Source organism: Enterococcus sp. AZ120, from assembly GCF_050546165.1.
Taxonomy (GTDB): Bacteria; Bacillota; Bacilli; order Lactobacillales; family Enterococcaceae; genus Enterococcus; species Enterococcus faecalis.
This window is the reverse complement of sequence record NZ_CP172950.1, coordinates 1,874,911-1,895,437: the sequence shown is the minus strand read 5'-3', so window position 1 is coordinate 1,895,437 and position 20,527 is coordinate 1,874,911. Positions and strand designations below refer to the sequence as shown.

Annotated in this window: 21 protein-coding genes; 19 read left to right on the top strand and 2 right to left on the bottom strand. The window is 38.3% G+C overall.

Annotation, left to right across the window (positions count from 1 at the left end; translation table 11 throughout):
* The first annotated feature begins 18 nt into the window (after positions 1-18).
* From IGJ46_RS09095 to IGJ46_RS09060, 8 genes are all read left to right on the top strand, one after another.
* Positions 19-2,217, top strand: coding sequence for an HD family phosphohydrolase (locus tag IGJ46_RS09095; protein ID WP_002356744.1), 2,199 nt, complete (start codon positions 19-21; stop codon positions 2,215-2,217).
* The gene (gene ybeY / locus IGJ46_RS09090; RefSeq protein WP_002356745.1) at positions 2,217-2,696 is read left to right on the top strand and encodes an rRNA maturation RNase YbeY; all 480 of its coding nucleotides are present in this window, start codon (positions 2,217-2,219) and stop codon (positions 2,694-2,696) included. The genes IGJ46_RS09095 and ybeY overlap by 1 nt, the downstream gene beginning before the upstream one ends.
* The gene (locus tag IGJ46_RS09085; protein WP_002382764.1) at positions 2,680-3,081 is read left to right on the top strand and encodes a diacylglycerol kinase family protein; all 402 of its coding nucleotides are present in this window, start codon (positions 2,680-2,682) and stop codon (positions 3,079-3,081) included. The genes ybeY and IGJ46_RS09085 overlap by 17 nt, the downstream gene beginning before the upstream one ends.
* A gap of 13 nt (positions 3,082-3,094) precedes the next feature.
* Positions 3,095-3,997: a GTPase Era gene (gene era, locus IGJ46_RS09080; RefSeq protein ID WP_002359745.1), complete on the top strand. Its 903-nt coding sequence runs from the start codon at positions 3,095-3,097 to the stop codon at positions 3,995-3,997.
* Positions 3,998-4,079: 82 nt separating this feature from the next.
* Complete coding sequence (recO, locus tag IGJ46_RS09075) at positions 4,080-4,868, top strand: DNA repair protein RecO (RefSeq protein ID WP_002356748.1); 789 nt, start codon at positions 4,080-4,082, stop codon at positions 4,866-4,868.
* 525 nt (positions 4,869-5,393) lie between these two features.
* Positions 5,394-6,302 (top strand): glycine--tRNA ligase subunit alpha, encoded by a 909-nt coding sequence (glyQ, locus tag IGJ46_RS09070; RefSeq protein ID WP_002379669.1) that lies wholly within the window; start codon positions 5,394-5,396, stop codon positions 6,300-6,302.
* A gap of 1 nt (position 6,303) precedes the next feature.
* Positions 6,304-8,388: a glycine--tRNA ligase subunit beta gene (gene glyS, locus IGJ46_RS09065; protein WP_002370425.1), complete on the top strand. Its 2,085-nt coding sequence runs from the start codon at positions 6,304-6,306 to the stop codon at positions 8,386-8,388.
* 39 nt (positions 8,389-8,427) lie between these two features.
* Complete coding sequence (locus tag IGJ46_RS09060) at positions 8,428-8,619, top strand: DNA-directed RNA polymerase subunit alpha C-terminal domain-containing protein (RefSeq protein ID WP_002356753.1); 192 nt, start codon at positions 8,428-8,430, stop codon at positions 8,617-8,619.
* Positions 8,620-8,652: 33 nt separating this feature from the next.
* On the opposite strand, the gene yidC is transcribed toward IGJ46_RS09060, so the two are convergent.
* Both yidC and IGJ46_RS09050 read right to left on the bottom strand, forming a co-directional pair.
* Positions 8,653-9,585 (bottom strand): membrane protein insertase YidC, encoded by a 933-nt coding sequence (gene yidC, locus IGJ46_RS09055; protein ID WP_002356755.1) that lies wholly within the window; start codon positions 9,583-9,585, stop codon positions 8,653-8,655.
* A gap of 166 nt (positions 9,586-9,751) precedes the next feature.
* Positions 9,752-10,027 (bottom strand): acylphosphatase, encoded by a 276-nt coding sequence (locus tag IGJ46_RS09050; protein ID WP_002356756.1) that lies wholly within the window; start codon positions 10,025-10,027, stop codon positions 9,752-9,754.
* A gap of 106 nt (positions 10,028-10,133) precedes the next feature.
* On the opposite strand from IGJ46_RS09050, the gene IGJ46_RS09045 reads away from it, so the two are divergent.
* The 11 genes from IGJ46_RS09045 to sufB all read left to right on the top strand — a co-directional run bounded on the left by IGJ46_RS09045 (position 10,134) and on the right by sufB (position 20,407).
* The gene (locus IGJ46_RS09045; protein ID WP_002356757.1) at positions 10,134-10,910 is read left to right on the top strand and encodes a TrmH family RNA methyltransferase; all 777 of its coding nucleotides are present in this window, start codon (positions 10,134-10,136) and stop codon (positions 10,908-10,910) included.
* Between the two features lie 19 nt (positions 10,911-10,929).
* Entirely contained in the window at positions 10,930-11,367 is a 438-nt protein-coding gene (locus tag IGJ46_RS09040; protein WP_002378544.1) for a GNAT family N-acetyltransferase, read from the top strand.
* 183 nt (positions 11,368-11,550) lie between these two features.
* Positions 11,551-12,336 (top strand): 30S ribosomal protein S2, encoded by a 786-nt coding sequence (rpsB, locus tag IGJ46_RS09035; RefSeq protein WP_002356759.1) that lies wholly within the window; start codon positions 11,551-11,553, stop codon positions 12,334-12,336.
* A 105-nt stretch (positions 12,337-12,441) separates the two neighbouring features.
* The gene (gene tsf, locus IGJ46_RS09030; RefSeq protein ID WP_002356760.1) at positions 12,442-13,323 is read left to right on the top strand and encodes a translation elongation factor Ts; all 882 of its coding nucleotides are present in this window, start codon (positions 12,442-12,444) and stop codon (positions 13,321-13,323) included.
* Between the two features lie 260 nt (positions 13,324-13,583).
* Positions 13,584-14,306 (top strand): UMP kinase, encoded by a 723-nt coding sequence (gene pyrH / locus IGJ46_RS09025; protein ID WP_002356761.1) that lies wholly within the window; start codon positions 13,584-13,586, stop codon positions 14,304-14,306.
* Between the two features lie 3 nt (positions 14,307-14,309).
* Positions 14,310-14,867, top strand: coding sequence for a ribosome recycling factor (gene frr / locus IGJ46_RS09020; protein ID WP_002356762.1), 558 nt, complete (start codon positions 14,310-14,312; stop codon positions 14,865-14,867).
* Positions 14,868-15,236: 369 nt separating this feature from the next.
* Entirely contained in the window at positions 15,237-16,007 is a 771-nt protein-coding gene (gene sufC, locus IGJ46_RS09015; RefSeq protein WP_002356763.1) for a Fe-S cluster assembly ATPase SufC, read from the top strand.
* 14 nt (positions 16,008-16,021) lie between these two features.
* Positions 16,022-17,308, top strand: coding sequence for a Fe-S cluster assembly protein SufD (gene sufD, locus IGJ46_RS09010; RefSeq protein WP_002364433.1), 1,287 nt, complete (start codon positions 16,022-16,024; stop codon positions 17,306-17,308).
* Complete coding sequence (locus tag IGJ46_RS09005; RefSeq protein ID WP_305733579.1) at positions 17,305-18,540, top strand: cysteine desulfurase; 1,236 nt, start codon at positions 17,305-17,307, stop codon at positions 18,538-18,540. Before sufD ends, IGJ46_RS09005 begins: the two co-directional genes overlap by 4 nt.
* Positions 18,527-18,994, top strand: a complete 468-nt coding sequence (gene sufU, locus IGJ46_RS09000) for a Fe-S cluster assembly sulfur transfer protein SufU (RefSeq protein WP_002356768.1) — start codon at positions 18,527-18,529, stop codon at positions 18,992-18,994. Before IGJ46_RS09005 ends, sufU begins: the two co-directional genes overlap by 14 nt.
* A gap of 18 nt (positions 18,995-19,012) precedes the next feature.
* On the top strand, positions 19,013-20,407 hold the full coding sequence (gene sufB, locus IGJ46_RS08995; protein ID WP_002356769.1) for a Fe-S cluster assembly protein SufB: 1,395 nt from the start codon (positions 19,013-19,015) through the stop codon (positions 20,405-20,407).
* The last annotated feature ends 120 nt before the right edge of the window (positions 20,408-20,527 follow it).

Sequence of the window (20,527 nt, the reverse complement as noted above, 5' to 3'; positions counted from 1 at the left end):
AAGGAGTGAAAGTACCTTTTGAAAAAAGTACTTACAAAGTTAGGGGATCGTTTAGGTAAAGCCTATTTACCTATTTTATTAGCCGTTTTTTCTCTTCTTTTATTTATGATTATGTTTGGCAGTGTCCATCAGAAAAGAGTAGAAATTAAAGAAGGTCAACTGGCCGAGAAAACCATTCGTGCAAATAAAAATATCGAGAATACCTACGAAACAGAACAAAGAAAAAAATTGGCAGCAGAAGCTGTCACACCCGAATATATTTATCAAGAAGATACGGCATCTGTCCAACATAATCGTATTGATAAATTATTTAAATTGATTGATTCTGCGAATGAAAAAGTAGACAAAGAGTACAGCAACAAGCAAGCGAAGGCCAAAAAGGAAGAAACGATTCCTGCGCCGACCGTGGAAGAACGAGTAGCTAGCTTAAAATCATTGTTTGAATCTTTACCGCAAGATGAAGTTACGTTTTATCAAAGTTTTCCTAATGTTTTTTATCAAACAATCTTTACATTAACCTCTGAGCAATTGGATAAGGTTCGTTCAGAAAGTTTGATGTTGGTGGACGACGCAATGCAAAATCACGTTCGAGAATCTGATTTAGATAAAATTCGCCAAGAAGCTAACGGTAAAATTCAATACTTAGATATTACGAGTACCATGCAACAAGTTATTCGTTACATTGTTAACCAAGGGATTGTGGTAAACGATATTGCCAATGAAAAACGAACAGAAGAGCTACGCCAAAAAGCGATGAATGCTGTTCAACCCGCAATGATTTATCAAGGCGAAATTATTGTTCGTGAAGGTACTCAAATTGATGCAAAAGCGGTCGAAAAACTTGAGCTACTAGGAATGACTAGTCAAAATACCTCTATTTTTCCGATGGTGGCATTAGCATTAGCTATTTTACTTCAAGTTGAAGTGTTGATTTTCTTTACAAAACAAGTGACTGAGCCTTCGCGACAACGCTCGTTTATTATCTTTTACACGGGTGCTATGCTAATCAGTGTTATTTTAATGAAATTCTTCCAGATTTTCCAAACAGAGCAGTTGATGTATATTCCCTTGTTCTATCCAGCAGCCTTTGCACCGCTGATTCTAAATCATTTTGTGAATCGTCGTTCAGGGATAATCGCTGCCATTTTCCAAGTCGTTTTTGCGTTATTTATCTTTTATAATTCTATTGGCACAAACTCGTTGACGGTTATTCTGATTATGTACTTATTCTCAGGATTTCTAGCAACAGTTGTTAAACGGAAACGGATGAGTGAGCAAGTTTTCCCAGCTTTAATGTGGGTAGTGGTCTTTCCTGTTTTCATGGCGGTTGTCTTAATGATTTATCAAGGGATGAGTTTAACAGATGGTAAAACGTGGACAGCTTTAATTTGTGCAAGTGCAGGAACGGTACTTTCATTTTTAGCAACAATGGGCTTGCATCCATATATCGAATTATTAGTGACCGATGATAGTATGATTGTCTTGAATGAATTAAGTAATCCGAACCATCCGTTGTTAAAACAACTGTTAGAAGAAGCGCCAGGTACCTATCATCATAGCATGATGGTGGCTAGTTTGAGCGCTAACGCTGTTGCTGAGATTGGCGGGCGGTCGCTATTAACACGAGTTGCTTGTTATTACCATGACATTGGCAAAATTAAACACGCCAATTTCTTTGTGGAAAACTTACCTGCTGGAGCAGAAAATCCACATAACTTTTTATTACCAGAAGATAGTAAACAAATTATTTTTGGCCACGTAATTGATGGCGCCAAAATTTTAGAAGAGTACAATATGCCGCAAATGGTGATTGACATTTGTCGTCAACATCATGGCACAACATTGATGAAATTTTTCTATGTGAAAGCAAAAGAACGCAATCCTGAAATTAAAGAATCCGACTTCCGTTATCCTGGACCACGTCCACAAACACGAGAAGCAGGGATTGTGAGTATTGCTGATACTTGTGAGGCTGCTGTGCGGGCGATGGATCATCCCACCAACGAAAAAATTCAAGCCTTTGTGCATAATGTGATTCAAGACAGAATTTCAGATGGCCAATTAGATGAATGTGGGTTAACGATGAAAGAGATTCGCATCATTGAAAAATCATTAATTAATGGATTATGCAGTACCTTCCATTCACGGATTAAGTATCCAAAAATGAAAGCTGAAGCAGAAGAAATGAAAGATGAACAAGAAAAGAGAGATGACTAATGGATATTACTTTCATTGATGAAACCGAGAAAGTACCAACAGAAGAAATCAAAGAAATCGAAAACTTGCTGCAATTTGCAGCGGGTTTTCTAGAAATTGCCGAAGATACGGAGATGTCGGTGACTTTTACAGATAACGCAGGTATCCAAGTGATTAATCGTGACTATCGGGGCAAAGATATGCCTACAGATGTCATCAGTTTTGCTTTAGAGGATGAAGGGGAAGACGAATTGCCAATTATTTTTGATGATGAAGAGTTGGCAGAGCTACCACGTAATCTAGGTGATTTAATTATTTCAACAGAGCGAGCAGCAGAACAAGCAGTTGAATATGGGCACACATTGGAGCGAGAAATGGGCTTTTTGGCAGTACATGGCTTTTTACATTTGAATGGGTACGATCATATGGAACCTGAAGATGAAAAAGAAATGTTTGGTTTACAGAAAGAGATTTTAGATGCGTATGGCCTTAAAAGATGAGCAAACAGGAAAAAATAAACATTTTATTAATTCATTAGAATTTGCCTGGCAAGGAATCAAAACAGTTTTTCGAGAAGAACGTAATATGCGCAAACATGTGGCGTTTGGTGTCACGGCCATTGTGTTTGGTTTCTTGTTTTCCTTAACACTTGCTGAATGGCTGTGGTTGTTATTGGCTGTTTTTCTTGTCTGGTTGGCAGAAATTATCAACACAATTTTTGAAAATGTCGTAGATATGTTTACGGATTTTCACTTTCATCCAATCGGAAAAAAAGTTAAAGACATGGCCGCAGGAGCTGTTTTATTAACAGCCGGTTTCGCAGTGCTAGTAGGACTAATTCTATTTGTACCAAAAATTTTACAAATCATTCAAATGTGGAAATAAGAGGAGAAATACAATGACAACTGAACATAAATCTGGTTTCGTAGCCATTGTCGGCAGACCAAATGTTGGAAAATCAACATTGTTAAATCGAATTGTCGGCCAAAAAATTGCAATTATGAGTGACAAAGCACAAACAACTCGTAATAAGATTCAAGGAATTTATACAATTCCTGAAGCACAAATTGTTTTTATCGATACTCCAGGGATTCACAAACCTAAACACCGCTTAGGCGATTTCATGGTGGAAAGTGCCTATAATGCGATGCGTGAAGTAGATGCTACTTTATTTATGGTAAGTGCTGATCAAAAACGCGGGAAAGGTGACGACTTTATTATTGAACGATTGAAAAATAATAATAGTCCAGTCTACTTGATTATTAATAAAATTGACAAAGTCCATCCAGATGATTTATTGAGTATCATTGAAGACTATTCGAAACAAATGGACTTTAAAGAAATTATTCCCATTTCTGCCACTGAAGGAAATAATTTTGAGCATTTGATGGATGTTCTCGTTGAGCAAATGCCAGAAGGACCACAATATTTCCCTGATGACCAAATTACGGATCATCCAGAATATTTTATCGTTTCCGAATTAATTCGTGAAAAAGTGTTACTTTTAACAAGAGATGAGATTCCTCATTCTGTCGCTGTCGTTGTGGACTCAATGAAACGGGATGAAAACGATAAAGTCCATGTCCAAGCAACCATTATTGTGGAACGGGACAGTCAAAAAGGTATCATTATTGGCAAAGGCGGAAAAATGCTGAAACAAATTGGTACCAAGGCGCGTCAAGATATTGAATATTTATTAGATGACAAAGTGTATTTGGAGCTGTGGGTAAAAGTCCAAAAAGACTGGCGTGACAAAAAAATCTATTTACAAGATTTTGGTTATCGCAAAGAAGAATATTAAGAAAGTAGTGTTTGGGAAGTGAGTGTATAAACGAACTTTCCAAACACTACACTAATTTACATAAGAAATGGAAGTGAATTGAATGGCATTAGGGGAGACCAAAGGCATTATTTTATTTACGAAGGATTTTAAAGAGAAGGATAAACTCGTCAAAATTTTTACAGAATCCTATGGGAAATTGATGTTTTTTGTGAAAGGCGCGCATCGAAAAAATAATCCTCTTTTGCCAGCGATTCTGCCATTTACAGAAGCCGTCTACATCGGGAACTTTAGAGAAGAAGGCTTATCTTTTCTCAATAGCAGCAAAGAAGTTCAACCTTTTCGAAACATTCAACAAGACATATTTATTAACGCATATGGAACATATATTTTAAACTTAGTCGATGCAGCAATTGAAGATCAGCACTATGATCCGAACTTATTTCAATTTACCCACATGGCATTATCCGCTTTAAATGAGCAAAAAGATCCGGAAATCATTACAAATATTTTTGAAATTCAATTGTTAGAACGGTTTGGTGTACGACCAGAATGGCATCATTGTGTGGCTTGTGGCGAAACACAAGGGAAATTTGACTACTCTTCAAAGTATAGCGGTGTGCTTTGTGAAAAACATTGGCATTTAGATGAACAGCGCTACCATGCAGATCCTAGAGCGATTCATTTTATTCGCTTATTTGCGCAAGTCTCCTATGAAAAAGTCCAAAACATTCAAGTAAAAGAAGAAACTAAGAAAAGTATTCGAGAAACGATTGATATGTTATACGATGAATATGTTGGTTTGCACTTAAAAAGTAAAAAATTTATTGATCAAATGAAAACGTGGGAAAATACGTTAAAAATTCCGCCACGAAAGAAGGAAGAAAAATAAACGTAAACAAGCAGACGTTTTTCTAAAAAAAATTTGACAACTTCCCTCAGACACCGTATTATGATAGAGAAGTTAAATACGTACGAAGAAAAAGAGAAGTAAAAAGAACCCTCTGTTAAGCGAATCTGGGAGAGTGGGAGCCAGAAGCACGGAACTTTTGAAAGGCACTTTGGAGTACGACAAACGAAGCTGCCGATGAACACATCGGAAGTAGGGTGGAACCGCGATAATTATTCGTCCCTATGTCTATTAATAGGCATGGGGACTTTTTGCATGTTCCTCACTGCGACTGACACAAAGTGTCAGAGCAGATGTGGAACAGCACAAGGTGACCAAAGGGAACGTTGTCTCCTCTGTGCTAAAACAAACTGTTTAGCCAAAAACATGGAGCAGATGTGGAACGTTATAACAGCATAAAAATTATCCCATTCTACAAAATTGTTTCTCTGTATCCCTTTTTAAATTTACATTCCCGAAGCAAAGCCAATCCCTATGTCTATAAAAAATATTCCAAGGAGGAAAACAATGAAAAACAAGTTAACCGTACAAGAAATGATTTTAACCTTGCAAAAATTTTGGTCATCTAATGGCTGTATGTTAATGCAAGCCTATGATACAGAAAAGGGAGCCGGCACCATGAGTCCTTACACGTTTTTACGTGCCATTGGACCTGAACCATGGAATGCTGCCTACGTAGAACCTTCTCGTCGTCCAGCTGATGGACGCTATGGTGAAAATCCGAACCGTCTATACCAACATCATCAATTCCAAGTTGTAATGAAGCCTTCTCCTGAAAATATCCAAGAACTTTATCTAGAAAGTTTGAAATTATTAGGAATTGATCCATTAGAACATGACATTCGTTTTGTAGAAGATAACTGGGAAAATCCCTCAATGGGTTGTGCTGGTTTAGGTTGGGAAGTTTGGTTAGATGGCATGGAAATTACCCAATTTACGTATTTCCAACAAGTCGGGGGCTTACAATGTCATCCTGTCACTTCTGAAATTACTTACGGGTTAGAACGCTTGGCATCATATATCCAAGAAGTCGAAAGTGTCTATGATTTAGAATGGACACAAGGCGTTAAATATGGTGAAATTTTTGTTCAACCTGAATATGAACATTCAAAATATTCCTTTGAAATTAGTAACCAAGAAATGCTTTTAGAAAACTTTGACAAATTTGAAAAAGAAGCTAAACGCTGTATTGAAGAAAGTTTAGTTCATCCAGCCTATGATTATATTTTAAAATGTAGCCATACATTCAATTTATTAGATGCTCGCGGTGCTGTCTCTGTAACGGAACGTGCAGGATATTTAGCCCGCATTCGGAATATGGCTCGTTCCGTAGCGAAAATTTTTGTGGCTGAACGTGAAAAATTAGGGTTCCCATTATTAAATAAAGATCAAAGTGTATCCAAGGAGGCAGAATAACATGGCAAAAGATTTATTATTAGAAATTGGCTTAGAAGAAATGCCCGCACATGTTGTCACACCAAGCCGTATCCAACTTGAAGAAAAAGTAATCAAATTTTTAGATGAACATCATTTAGACTATGAAACAGTGCAATCCTTTGCCACACCTCGTCGCTTAGCCGTGAAAGTAACTGCGATTCCTGAAAAACAAGCAGATGTTGAAGAAGAAGTAAAGGGTCCAGCGAAAAAGATTGCTTTAGATGCTGAAGGAAATTGGTCAAAAGCTGCACAAGGTTTTGTACGCGGCCAAGGAGTCACAACTGAGGACATTGTTTTCAAAGAATTAAATGGTGTCGAATATGTCTATGTGACGAAGTTTACCAAAGGCCAAAGTGCCAAAGAGGTATTAACAAAATTAAATGACGTGATTACAAGTCTAACTTTCCCGGTAACAATGCACTGGGCAAACTATGATTTCGAATATATTCGTCCAATTCACTGGATTGTGGCACTACTTGATGATGAAGTAATTCCTTTCAAAGTGTTAGACGTGACAACAGGGCAAACTTCTCGTGGCCACCGTTTCTTGGGAGACGATGTGACGTTCCAACATGCTAATGAATATGAAGCAAAATTAAAAGAACAATTTGTAGTGGTTCAACCGAATGAACGGAAACAAATGATTGTTGATCAAGCGAACGCTCTCGCTGCAGAAAAAAATTGGCAGTTAGCTTTAGATGAAGAGTTATTGGAAGAAGTTACGAATTTAGTGGAATATCCAACTGCATTTGTAGGCAGTTTTGATGAAAAATATTTATCTGTTCCAGATGAAGTATTAGTGACTTCTATGAAAGAACACCAACGTTACTTTGAAGTTCGTAACGACCAAGGCTTATTAATGCCGCATTTTATCGCTGTTCGCAATGGGGATAATGTTCACCTTGAAAACGTGATTAAAGGAAATGAAAAAGTGTTAATTGCTCGTTTAGAAGATGCAGAATTCTTTTACAATGAAGATAAAAAATTAACGATTGAAGCATGTGTTGAAAAACTAAAAAATGTGACTTTCCATGAAAAGATTGGCTCAATTTATGAAAAAATGCAACGGGTTGCTTTAATTGCACAAATCATTGGTCGAAAAGTTGGCTTATCTGAGGAGGAATTGGAAGATTTAAAACGTGCCTCTGAAATTTATAAATTTGACTTAGTAACAAATATGGTTGGTGAATTCCCAGAATTACAAGGAATTATGGGAGAAAAATATGCCTTATTACAAGGCGAAAAACCAGCCGTAGCAACGGCGATTCGAGAACATTATCTACCAACTTCCAGTGAAGGTGAATTGCCAGAAACAGCAATCGGGGCTGTTTTAGCCTTAGCCGATAAGCTTGACAGCGTCTTTTCATTCTTCTCAGTTGGTATGATTCCAACAGGTTCTAACGATCCTTATGCACTTCGTCGTCAAACCTATGGCGTTATCCGAATTATTGAAGATAAAGGCTGGACCTTCCCATTAGTTCAATTACAAACAGAAGTTGATGAAGCAGTGAATCAAGATGTTGAGAAATATGGCGTTTTACTAAACGAAGGACAAGCAGAAGTCGTTGAATTTGTGAAAGCTCGCTTACGTCAATTATTAATGACGAAAAATGTTCGCCATGACATTATCGATGCAGTGGTGTCTGCTGAGCAAGCCGATTTATCGAAATTATTTGCTTCAGCGAATATTTTAAAAAGCCGTTTTGAAGATCAAGATTTTAAACCATCAATGGAAGCCTTAACGCGTGTTATTAATTTAGCGAAAAAAGGTCAAGAACTTTTAGGTGATACTGAAGAAGGGATTGATCCAAGTCTGTTTGAAAATAAGGCAGAAAAAGAACTGTATCAAGCAGTTAACGATTTATCTGAAGCATTTGCGACACGCACGATTGCAGAAAACTATGAAGCACTAGTAAATCTACGTCCGTTAATTGATGCGTACTTCAATGAAACGATGGTTATGGTTGAGGATGAAAAAGTCAAACAAAACCGATTAAAACAATTAATGCAAATTGCTAAAATGGCGTTATCAATTGCTAGCTTAGATTTATTAATTGTAAAATAAAAAGCGCTGTTTTTCGACCGCTAAGGAGGAACCGACAGCATGCTAGAAACAACGTTTGAACAAATTTTAACACAATTATCAAAGCCAGCTGTTCGTGCGCTAACGAATGAAAAAATCGACAGTGTGGATGAACTCTACGCACGAGGCCGAAAAGCGTTACTTTCGTTGCATGGCTTTGGTCCAAAGTCTATTCGAACTATTGAAGAGATGACTGGGAAAGAATTGAAGTAAAAAAAGGATCGCCGTTTAGAGGCGATCCTTTTTTTATTTACGTTTTTGTTTTCCAGCATTACGACCTTTATTGCCGTTTGCTTTTGGTTGGTTCGTTTTTTGCGTTACTTTGTTTGTTTCTTTTGGTGTCACATCCTTAATAGGAGTAACCACTTGTTTTGGTGGGTTATTTTTCAATTCTTCTTGTACTTGTTTTTTAATTCTTGGACGTAAGAGGATATTTGTGATGGCAGATTGAATACATGTGAAAATACCACCAACTACCCAGTAAAGCGCTACGCCTGCAGGTGAGCTAAAGGACATGAAAACAATCATTAATGGTGAAACAATCAGCATTGATTTCATTGTTTTCTTTTGTTCTTCAGGAATACCAATCATTGAAATATAACCTTGAGCTAAATAGGCTAAACCAGCTAATGCCACTAAAATCATATTTGGTTGCCCTAAATTCATTCCTAAGAAGCTTGCCGTGGCAATACCTTTTGTATAACGAGCAGCAAAGAACAGAGAAGAGAAAATAGGCATTTGAATTAATAAAGGCAAACAACCAATTCCGCCAACCATACTCACATTGTTTTCTTTATAAATCTTTTGTAGTTCTGCTTGTGCGGCCATTTGTTCTTCACGCGTACTTGCTTGTTTCATTTTTGCTTGTGCAACATCCACTTGGGGTTTGATTGCTTGCATTTTTTCCGTTTGGATAAAGCTTTTTTTCGATTGATGTAAGCCTAACGGTAAAATAATGATCCGTACAATAATGGTGATAAAAATAATCGCCCAACCATAGTTCCAATTAAAGTTATCGACAAGATAAGTAATTGCATTACTCATCGGTAAAACAAGGAAGTTATAGACAAAACCTTCACCAGTTGGTTGTCCATCTGCTCCTGTTTTCACACAGCCTGATAAAAACATTACTAAAAATAGTAAGCCAGAGCCGTAAAGCCATCGGTTTAATTTACGCATGTAATTCGGTCCTTTTCTAAAAAATTTTTACATGGTTAACTATACTTGAAACAGCGCTCTTTTTCAATCAAAATCGAAAAGAAGCTCTTACAAAAATCAATAAAAAGCAGGAACTACTTGCTGTTCAAGGCTTCTTCCCAAAGAAATCAATCGTTAGAAAGTAAGTTTATTGAATCACTTTAAATTGTTCCGTTTCTTCTAACAAAGGGTCTTCTTGAATATCAACATACGTTACACGTCCCGCTGGACTGGGGGAATCTTTGATTTTTTTGATAAATGTTTCCATTATGTCTTCAGGTGCAATTGCTGTGATTGAAACGGACCCGTCGTCTTCGTTCTTCACCGAACCAGTGACACCTAATTGATCTGCCACCATTTTTGTCATGTAGCGGAAGCCAACACCTTGGACACGTCCTTGTACATTCATTCTTAGTTTTTCCATGAGAGACACTTCCTTTGCTTTTTTCTTTATGATAGCGATTTTTCTTGGTTCTAGCAAGTATCCAAGCAAGCTAGAAGCATGCTATAATACAAAGGCGAGGTGACTTATGAAAGAAATTACATCAACGAAAAATAACCAATTAAAAGAATGGAAAAAATTACACAAAAAGAAGTACCGAGAAGAACTGAACCAATATATAATAGAAGGATTTCATTTAGTTGAAGAAGCTGTGAAGGCCAATGCCGATGTCCAGTGGATTTTGTTTAACCAAAGAGGTCAACAAGAATGGGGAACTTGGTTAGCTGAACAAGAAACAGAAAAATTAATTTTTGTTAGTGATGAGGTTTTAAATAGCTTGTCGGAGCTGCCAACTTCACAAGGAATTTTGGCAATTGTCACCTTGGAAACGCAACAAGAGCAGTCGCTTTCTTTTAAAGGTGGTTGGTTACTTTTAGATAATATCCAAGACCCTGGTAATGTTGGTACGATGATTCGCACAGCTGATGCAGCAGGTTTAGCAGGCGTGATTTTAGGTAAGGGCACAGCAGATATTTACAATACAAAAGTGTTGCGCTCAATGCAGGGAAGCCACTATCATTTGCCGGTTCTCCAACGAGAGTTGACTGAAGTGGTTCAGGCATTCAAGAAGCAAGGACTACCAGTTTTCGGTACAGAATTAAATGAAGCTGCGATTGCTTATTATGAACAAGAGGCAGTGGAAAATTATGCGTTGATTTTAGGCAATGAAGGTAGCGGGGTTTCGCCAGAATTGTTAGCAGAAACCACGAAAAATCTTTATATTCCAATGAAAGGTCAAGCAGAATCATTGAATGTCGCTATCGCAGCGGGCGTGTTAATGTTTTATTTTGAAAATAATCAATAACAGAAACGAGTGTCAAAAAATGCTGACTATCAAAAAGACAACCCAGTTAACAGAAAAAGAATTAGAAACCATTATGACTATTTGGCTGCAAACGAACCTAGAAGCTCATCCATTTGTCGCACCAACTTATTGGCAAGAAAATAAGGCATTTGTCCGCGCTGCGTTACCAAAAGCAACACTGATCTTAGCAGAAGAAGAGGGTCAGATAATTGGGTTTTTAGGCTTAATGGATAACTATATCGCAGGAATTTTTATAAAAAAAGTGTTTCAAGGGAAGGGCATCGGTCAGAAATTACTGCAAGTAGCAAAAGAAGAACAGGACATCTTATCTTTGGCTGTTTACAGGGAAAATCAAGCAGCGTACGCCTTTTATCAAAAACAAGGCTTTGTCCAACAAAAGCGAACCATCGATGAAACAGGAAACGAAGAATGTCATCTTGTTTGGCAAGCGCAGTAGGAGCGACATTTCTAGTTTTAAGGCTTGCTATTTTTCTGAAAATATCTTATACTGTTAAAGGTGTGATTTTCACACACGAAATCCACATTCTTTTCCATCTGCGAAGTGGTGCTACTACGGTAGTTCTTCAAGGAGTTGACGAAAAGAAGAGGAAAATAAAAACCAAACTGGAGGAAACACAACATGGCAGTAATTTCTATGAAACAATTACTAGAAGCCGGCGTACACTTTGGTCACCAAACTCGTCGCTGGAACCCAAAAATGAAGAAATATATCTTCACAGAAAGAAACGGTATCTACATCATTGATTTACAAAAAACAGTGAAATTAGTAGATGCAGCTTACGATTACATGAAAAACGTTGCAGAAGAAGGCGGCGTTGCTTTATTCGTAGGAACTAAAAAACAAGCACAAGAAGCAATCAAAGATGAAGCAATCCGCGCTGGTCAATACTATGTAAACCATCGTTGGTTAGGTGGTACGTTAACTAACTGGGATACAATCCAAAAACGTATTGCTCGCTTGAAAAAAATCAATGCAATGGAAGAAGACGGCACTTTCGAAGTTTTACCTAAGAAAGAAGTTGCTGGTTTAAACAAAGAACGTGAACGTTTAGAAAAATTCTTAGGTGGTATCGCTGATATGCCAAGAATTCCAGATGTAATGTACATCGTTGACCCACGTAAAGAACGCATTGCTGTTCAAGAAGCACACAAATTAAACATTCCAATCGTTGCAATGGTTGATACAAACTGTGATCCTGATGAGATCGATGTTGTAATCCCTTCAAATGATGATGCAATCCGCGCTGTGAAATTAATCACTGCTAAAATGGCTGACGCTTTCATCGAAGGTAACCAAGGGGAAGACCAAGCAACTGAAGAGTTATTCGTTGAAGAAACACCAGAAGCAACTTCAATCGAAGAAATCGTTGATGTTGTTGAAGGAAATAACGAATCAGCTGAATAATAATGATTACGGAGCTGTCTCAAAGGCTAGGCGACAAAAAGCCTGATTCTCCTTTGAGATAGCTTTTTTAAAAAGAATTGATAATATCCGAGGAGGACACAAATAATGGCAGACGTTACAGCTAAAATGGTAAAAGAATTACGCGATATGACTGGCGTTGGAATGATGGACGCTAAAAAAGCATTAGTAAAAGTAGAAGGCGACATGGAAAAAGCCGTAGACTTTTTACGTGAAAATGGTATGGCTAAAGCAGCGAAGAAAAATGACCGCATTGCGGCTGAAGGTTTAGCAAACGTAGCAACTGTAGGTAACGTTGCAGCAATCGTTGAAGTAAACTCAGAAACTGACTTCGTTTCTAAAAACGAAATGTTCCAAGATTTAGTTAAAGATATTGCGACTAAAGTTGCTGAAAACAAACCAGCTACGATGGAAGAAGCAATGGCTATTAAAACTGAAAAAGGCACAATCGAATCTGATTTAATCGAAGCAACAACTGTTATCGGTGAAAAAATCAGCTTCCGTCGTTTTGAAGTTGTCGAAAAAGCTGACAATGCTGCATTTGGCGCTTACTTACACATGGGTGGCCGTATTGCTGTATTAACAGTTATCGATGGCACAACTGACGAAGAAGTAGCGAAAGATGTTGCTATGCACATCGCGGCAATCAACCCTCGCTATGTCAACGAATCTCAAATTCCTCAAGAAGAATTAGAACACGAAAAAGCTGTGTTAACTGAACAAGCATTAAACGAAGGTAAACCAGCAAATATCGTTGAAAAAATGGTTGTTGGTCGTCTACAAAAATTCAAAGCAGAAATCGCTTTGGTTGACCAACCATTTGTTAAAGATCCAGATATGACTGTCGAAAAATTTGTTGCTTCTAAAGGCGGCGAAGTAAAATCATTCGTACGTTTTGAAGTTGGCGAAGGTATCGAAAAACGTGAAGATAACTTTGCGGATGAAGTAATGAGCCAAATGAAAAACTAAGAGCATCAAACGCTCGGTTGAAAAGCCGTGAATCATAAGTATCTAAACAGACAGCGATCCCCAAAGGAAGCTGCATAAATTGATTACTGCTTGATTCAAGGCAGTCTTTCAGCCATTTGGGAACGCATAACTTTGATATGCGCTCCCTTTTTTTAGGCAAAACCAGTGGATCGCACTGCTTGGTCTAAAAAATCATTTTGGTGAAAAGTCATCTAAATGAGGAATTGAATGATTTTTAGAGAATCTTGGAGGGAATTATGATGGTTAAACCTAAGTATCAACGTGTCGTATTAAAGTTAAGTGGAGAAGCGCTAGCCGGAGAAGACGGTTTTGGCATTAAACCACCAGTCATTAAAGAAATCGTCCAAGAAATTAAAGAGGTCCATGAATTAGGTATCGAAATGGCCATCGTGGTTGGCGGCGGAAACATTTGGCGTGGACAAATTGGTGCTCAAATGGGCATGGAACGTGCACAAGCTGATTATATGGGCATGTTAGCTACTGTGATGAATGCCTTAGCATTGCAAGATACATTAGAAAATCTTGGTGTGCCTACACGTGTTCAAACATCAATTGAAATGCGTCAAATTGCAGAACCATACATTCGTCGTCGTGCAGAACGTCATTTAGAAAAAGGCCGCGTTGTTATTTTTGCCGGAGGAACAGGAAATCCTTACTTCTCGACAGATACAACGGCTGCGTTACGAGCTGCAGAAGTAGATGCGGACGTCATCTTAATGGCGAAGAACAATGTTGATGGTGTTTATTCTGCGGATCCACGTGTGGATGAAACAGCGACAAAATTTGAAGAACTAACACATTTAGATGTTATTTCTAAAGGGCTACAAGTAATGGATTCAACAGCAAGCTCATTAAGTATGGATAACGATATTCCTTTAGTTGTCTTTAACCTAAATGAAGCAGGAAATATCCGTCGTGCCATCCTTGGTGAAAATATCGGAACAACTGTAAGGGGGAAATAAAGAATGTCTAAAGAAGTTTTAGCAACAGCCAAAGAAAAAATGACAAAAGCGGAAGAAAGCTTACGCCGTGAATTAGGTCAAATTCGTGCTGGTCGTGCGAACGCAAGTCTATTAGACCGTATTCAAGTAGAATATTATGGTGCACCAACACCAGTTAACCAATTAGCAAGTATCAATATCCCAGAAGCACGTGTATTAATGATTACACCGTTTGACAAAAATTCTATCGCTGACATTGAAAAAGCTATTCAAATGAGTGATATCGGCATTAGCCCAACCAATGATGGAAATGTCATCCGTTTAGTGATTCCACAATTAACGGAAGAACGTCGGAAAGAATTAGCCAAAGACGTGAAAAAAGAAGCGGAAAACTCAAAAGTTGCTGTCCGTAACGTTCGTCGTGATGCAATGGATGAGTTGAAAAAAGCTCAAAAAAATGGCGACATCACCGAAGATGAATTACGTTCATTTGAAAAAGATGTTCAAAAATTAACAGATGATAGCATCAAAAATATCGATGCGATTACTGCTGAAAAAGAACAAGAACTTTTAGAAGTATAAAACCAATCACTAATAAAAATTATTGAATCCAGAGAAGCAAATGCTCTGGATTTTTTTGTATAGATGAGGAAGGCGTATCTCAAGGCTCTCTTTGCGAAAGTCATTCTAAAGTAATTATTTAAGAAAACGCTTTCTTGAATAAATTTTTTTATTCTACCAGAATATTTTTCTTTGTGTAGGGACGATCACTTAAAAATATAGAGAAACTTTGAAATATCAGCCTTTTAAAATTTTCCTTCACAAATTGAATCCTAAAATTTGATGATAAGAGTTGTTATTTTTAGCAATTGTAATTTGCGATTCATTCTCAATTAGGCTAAAATGAGTGAGAACGGAAAAACGATTAAAACAAGTTGGAGGGAATTGTACATGTCTGTGTTAGAAATCAAAAATTTACACGTATCAATTGAAGATAAAAAGATTCTAAAAGGGGTCGATTTAACAATTAATACTGGAGAAATCCATGCAATTATGGGACCTAATGGAACTGGTAAATCTACTTTATCAGCAGCAATTATGGGAAATCCTAACTACGAAGTCACAGAAGGAGAAATTCTGTTTGACGGCGTCAACGTTTTAGATTTAGAAGTAGACGAACGCGCTCGCTTAGGCTTATTCTTAGCAATGCAATACCCAAGTGAAATTCCAGGGATTACCAATGCTGAATTCATGCGTGCAGCAATCAATGCAAAACGTGACGAAGACAACAAAATGTCAGTTATGCAGTTCTTAAAAAAATTAGATAGCAAAATGGAATTATTAAATATGCCTGAAGAAATGGCTGAGCGTTACTTAAACGAAGGTTTTTCTGGCGGCGAGAAAAAACGAAATGAAATTTTACAATTATTGATGTTAGAGCCAACGTTTGCCATTTTAGATGAAATTGATTCAGGCTTAGATATCGATGCGTTAAAAGTAGTTTCTAAAGGGGTTAATGAAATGCGCGGCGAGAACTTTGGTGCGTTAATTATTACCCATTATCAACGCTTATTGAACTATATCACGCCAGATGTTGTTCATATCATGATGGAAGGCCGCGTTGTGAAAACCGGTGGGGCTGATTTGGCAAAACGTTTAGAAACAGAAGGCTATGCTGGTATCAGCCAAGAATTAGGTATTGATTACAAAGAAGAAGCGTAAGGAGGACAAGATAAATGAAAAAAGTAAATCTAATGGATTATCTTGACGAAGTCACCGCTTTTTCACTAGAACATGAAGAACCAGCTTGGATGACTGAATTGCGAACAACGGCTTTAAGAAACGCTGACGAAAGTGAGTTACCACATATTGATCGTGTGAAATTTCATCGTTGGCCTTTATTAAATGTTCACATGGAAAGTTATGTGCCTTCTGAAGGAAATGTCGCAAGTTTTGATCAAATGAAAGACAATCCTTTAATTGTTCAACAAGGATCTTTTCATGCTTTTGAGCAATTGCCAGCCTCATTAGCGGAACAAGGGGTAATTTTTACAGACATTTTTACTGCTTTACAAGAGCACCCAGAATTAGTTAAAGAATACTATATGACTAAAGCTGTATTACCAGAAGAAGATAAGCTGACAGCAGCTCATGCAGCTTTCATGAATAGTGGCGTTTTCTTATACGTTCCTAAAAACGTAGTGATTGAAGAGCCCATTGAATCTTTGTTTATTCAGGATTCAGATAGCAACCAACCTTTCTTTAAACATGTTTTAATCGTTGCAGATAATCATAGTGAATTCAGTTATTTAGAACGTTTTCAATCAACTGGTCATCACGCAGAGAAAGCTTCTGGAAATATCGTTGTGGAAGTGATTGCGAAAGATGGCGCAAAAGTTAAATACTCAGCCGTGGATCAATTAGGGCAAACTGTAACGACTTATATGAATCGTCGTGGCTATATTATGCGGGATGCCTCTGTTGATTGGGCTCTAGGCGTCATGAATGATGGCGATGTTGTGGCTGATTTTGATTCTGATTTAGTTGGCGAAGGCGCTCATTCAGAAGTTAAAGTTGTTGCAATTAGTGCAGGTAAACAAACACAAGGCATCGACACACGAGTGACAAACAAAGCGCCACATTCAATTGGTCATATTTTACAACATGGAGTTATTCGTGAACGTGGTACTTTAACGTTTAACGGAATTGGCCACATTTTAAAAGGAGCAAAAGGAGCCGACGCACAGCAAGAAAGTCGTGTTTTAATGCTGTCTGATAAAGCTCGTGGTGATGCCAATCCAATTCTTTTAATTGATGAAAATGAAGTGACTGCCGGACACGCAGCCAGCGTTGGTCGAGTAGATCCAGAAGAAATGTATTATTTAATGAGCCGCGGCTTGCGTAAAGAAGAAGCGGAACGTTTGGTGATTCGTGGCTTCCTAGGTTCTGTCATTACAGCAATTCCAGTTAAAGAAGTACAAAATGAATTTGTAGAAGTAATTGAAGGGAAGTTAAACGCATGATGGATGCAGCAACCATTCGTCAATCGTTTCCTATTTTGTTTCAAGAAGTTAATGATGAACCGCTAGTTTATTTAGACAATGCTGCGACAACCCAAAAACCAACGGCGGTGTTAGATGTTTTACGACATTATTATGAAACCGATAATGCCAATGTTCATCGTGGGGTGCACACGTTAGCCGAACGAGCAACGAAGGACTATGAGGCCTCCCGCGAAAAGGTTCGCCAATTTATCCATGCCAAAGAAACAGCGGAAGTTTTATTTACACGAGGAACAACAACCAGTTTGAATTGGATTGCCAAAAGTTATGGTGACTTGGCAGTTACAGCCGGGGATGAAATCGTCATATCTTACATGGAACATCATTCAAACATTATTCCCTGGCAACAATTAGCCCAACGTACAGGAGCCATTTTGAAGTATATAGACGTCACTGAAGACGGCTTTTTAGACATGGCAAGTGCACGTCAACAAATTACAGAAAAAACGAAAATTGTTTCGATTGCTCATGTTTCAAATGTGTTAGGGGTCATTAATCCAATCGAAGAATTAACACAATTAGCTCATCAAAATGGCGCTGTGATGGTGGTAGACGGCGCGCAAGCAGTTCCTCATATGCCTGTGGACGTTCAAGCCATCGATGCTGATTTTTATGCATTTAGTGGTCACAAAATGTGTGGACCAACTGGAATTGGTATCCTTTATGGCAAACGTCATTTATTGGAACAAATGGAACCTGTGGAATTTGGTGGCGAAATGATTGACTTTGTTCATCTTCAAGAAAGTACTTGGAAAGAGCTTCCATGGAAATTTGAAGCTGGCACACCTAATATTGCTGGGGCAATTGCCTTAGGTGCCGCCATTGATTATTTAACAGAAATTGGTTTAGAGGCCATTCATCAACATGAAGCAGCCCTTGTTCACTATGTTTTGCCGAAGTTGCAAGCTATCGAGGGCTTGACGATTTATGGTCCACAGAATCCAAAAGACCACACAGGTGTGATTGCTTTTAATATTGAAGGTTTACATCCACATGATGTGGCTACGGCGTTAGATATGGAAGGGGTCGCTGTCAGAGCGGGTCACCATTGCGCGCAACCGTTATTAAACTATTTGAGCGTGCCAGCAACCGCACGGGCAAGTTTTTATTTATACAATACCAAAGAAGACGCAGATCGCTTAGTTGAAGCGATTAAAGCGACAAAGGAGTTTTTCCAGCATGGCACTTTCTAAATTAGATAACTTATATCGCCAAGTCATTTTGGACCATTCTAGCCACCCACATCACCACGGAACGCTAGATGCGTCTAGCCAAACAATTGAACTGAATAATCCTACTTGTGGAGATGTGATTGAACTGGATGTGGCCATTGAAGACGGTGTGATTAAAGATATCGCCTTTCAAGGAAGTGGCTGTTCAATCAGTACAGCAAGTGCTAGTATGATGACTGATGCGGTCTTAGGAAAAACAATCGCCGAAGCAACGGCCTTAGCAGAGGATTTCTCTCAACTTGTTCAAGGAAATGAAGTGGCCGAAGATGAAAAATTAGGCGATGCAGCAATGTTAAGCGGCGTAGCTAAATTTCCAGCTCGGATTAAATGTGCAACCCTGGCTTGGAAAGCCTTAGAGCAGGCTGTTGCTAATAACGGCCAAGGCGAAGCCGGTCATTTACATTGTGAAAAATAAAGAAAGGGTGACGACGAATTGAGTACAGTACCTGAATTAGAAGAATATAAATTTGGCTTTCACGACGATGTGGAACCAGTCTTTAGTACCGGAGACGGCCTAACCGAAGACGTCGTTCGCGAAATTTCTCGCGTGAAAGGCGAACCAGAATGGATGCTTGACTTCCGTTTAAAATCGTTAGAACAATTCAATAAAATGCCCATGCAAGAATGGGGTCCAGACCTGTCAGATATTGACTTTAGTAAAATTAAATATTACCAAAAACCGAGTGACAAACCCGCACGCGATTGGGATGATGTACCTGATAAAATCAAAGAAACCTTTGAAAAAATTGGGATTCCCGAAGCTGAGCGTGCTTATCTAGCTGGGGCTTCTGCTCAATATGAATCAGAAGTTGTTTACCACAACATGAAAGAAGAATTTGAAAAATTAGGCATCATTTTTACAGATACTGACTCTGCTTTAAAAGAATATCCTGACCTATTCAAAGAGTATTTTTCAAAACTTGTGCCGCCAACAGATAATAAACTGGCCGCTTTAAACTCAGCTGTTTGGTCAGGTGGAACCTTTATTTATGTACCAAAAGGCGTTCGAGTTGATGTACCATTACAAACATATTTCCGAATCAACGCTGAAAATACCGGCCAATTTGAACGGACCTTGATTATTGTCGATGAAGGGGCCAGCGTTCACTATGTTGAAGGATGTACGGCACCCACGTATTCAAGTAACAGCTTGCATGCGGCCATCGTAGAAATTTTTACAAGAAAAGATGCTTATTGTCGTTATACCACTATTCAAAACTGGTCAGATAACGTCTACAACTTAGTAACCAAACGTGCTAAAGCTTACGAAGGTGCCACTGTCGAATGGATTGATGGGAACCTAGGAGCTAAAACAACCATGAAATACCCAAGCGTTTACTTAGATGGCAAAGGTGCCCGTGGCACGATGTTATCGATTGCCTTTGCTGGCGCTAACCAAATCCAAGATACTGGGGCCAAAATGATTCACAATGCGCCGAATACCTCTAGCTCAATTGTTTCAAAATCAATTGCTAAAGACGGCGGCGAGGTTAACTACCGTGGCCAAGTTACTTTTGGCAAAGACAGCGCAGGCTCGATTTCCCACATCGAATGCGACACGATTATCATGGACGAAAAATCAAAATCAGATACGATTCCGTTTAACGAAATCCATAACAGCCAAGTGTCCTTAGAACACGAAGCCAAAGTTTCAAAAATTTCTGAAGAACAATTATATTATCTAATGAGTCGCGGCTTATCTGAAGCCGAAGCGACAGAAATGATTGTTATGGGCTTTGTTGAACCATTTACGAAAGAATTACCGATGGAATATGCGGTTGAGTTGAATCGGTTGATTAGTTATGAGATGGAAGGCTCTGTCGGCTAGTTTTTCACTCTACCAACAAATAATCAACTAAAACAACAACGGAAAGCCAAACAAGAAACATACTAATCATGCTTCTTCAAAGAAGCACAAATAAAAAAGCGATGACTCGAGAAGAAAATC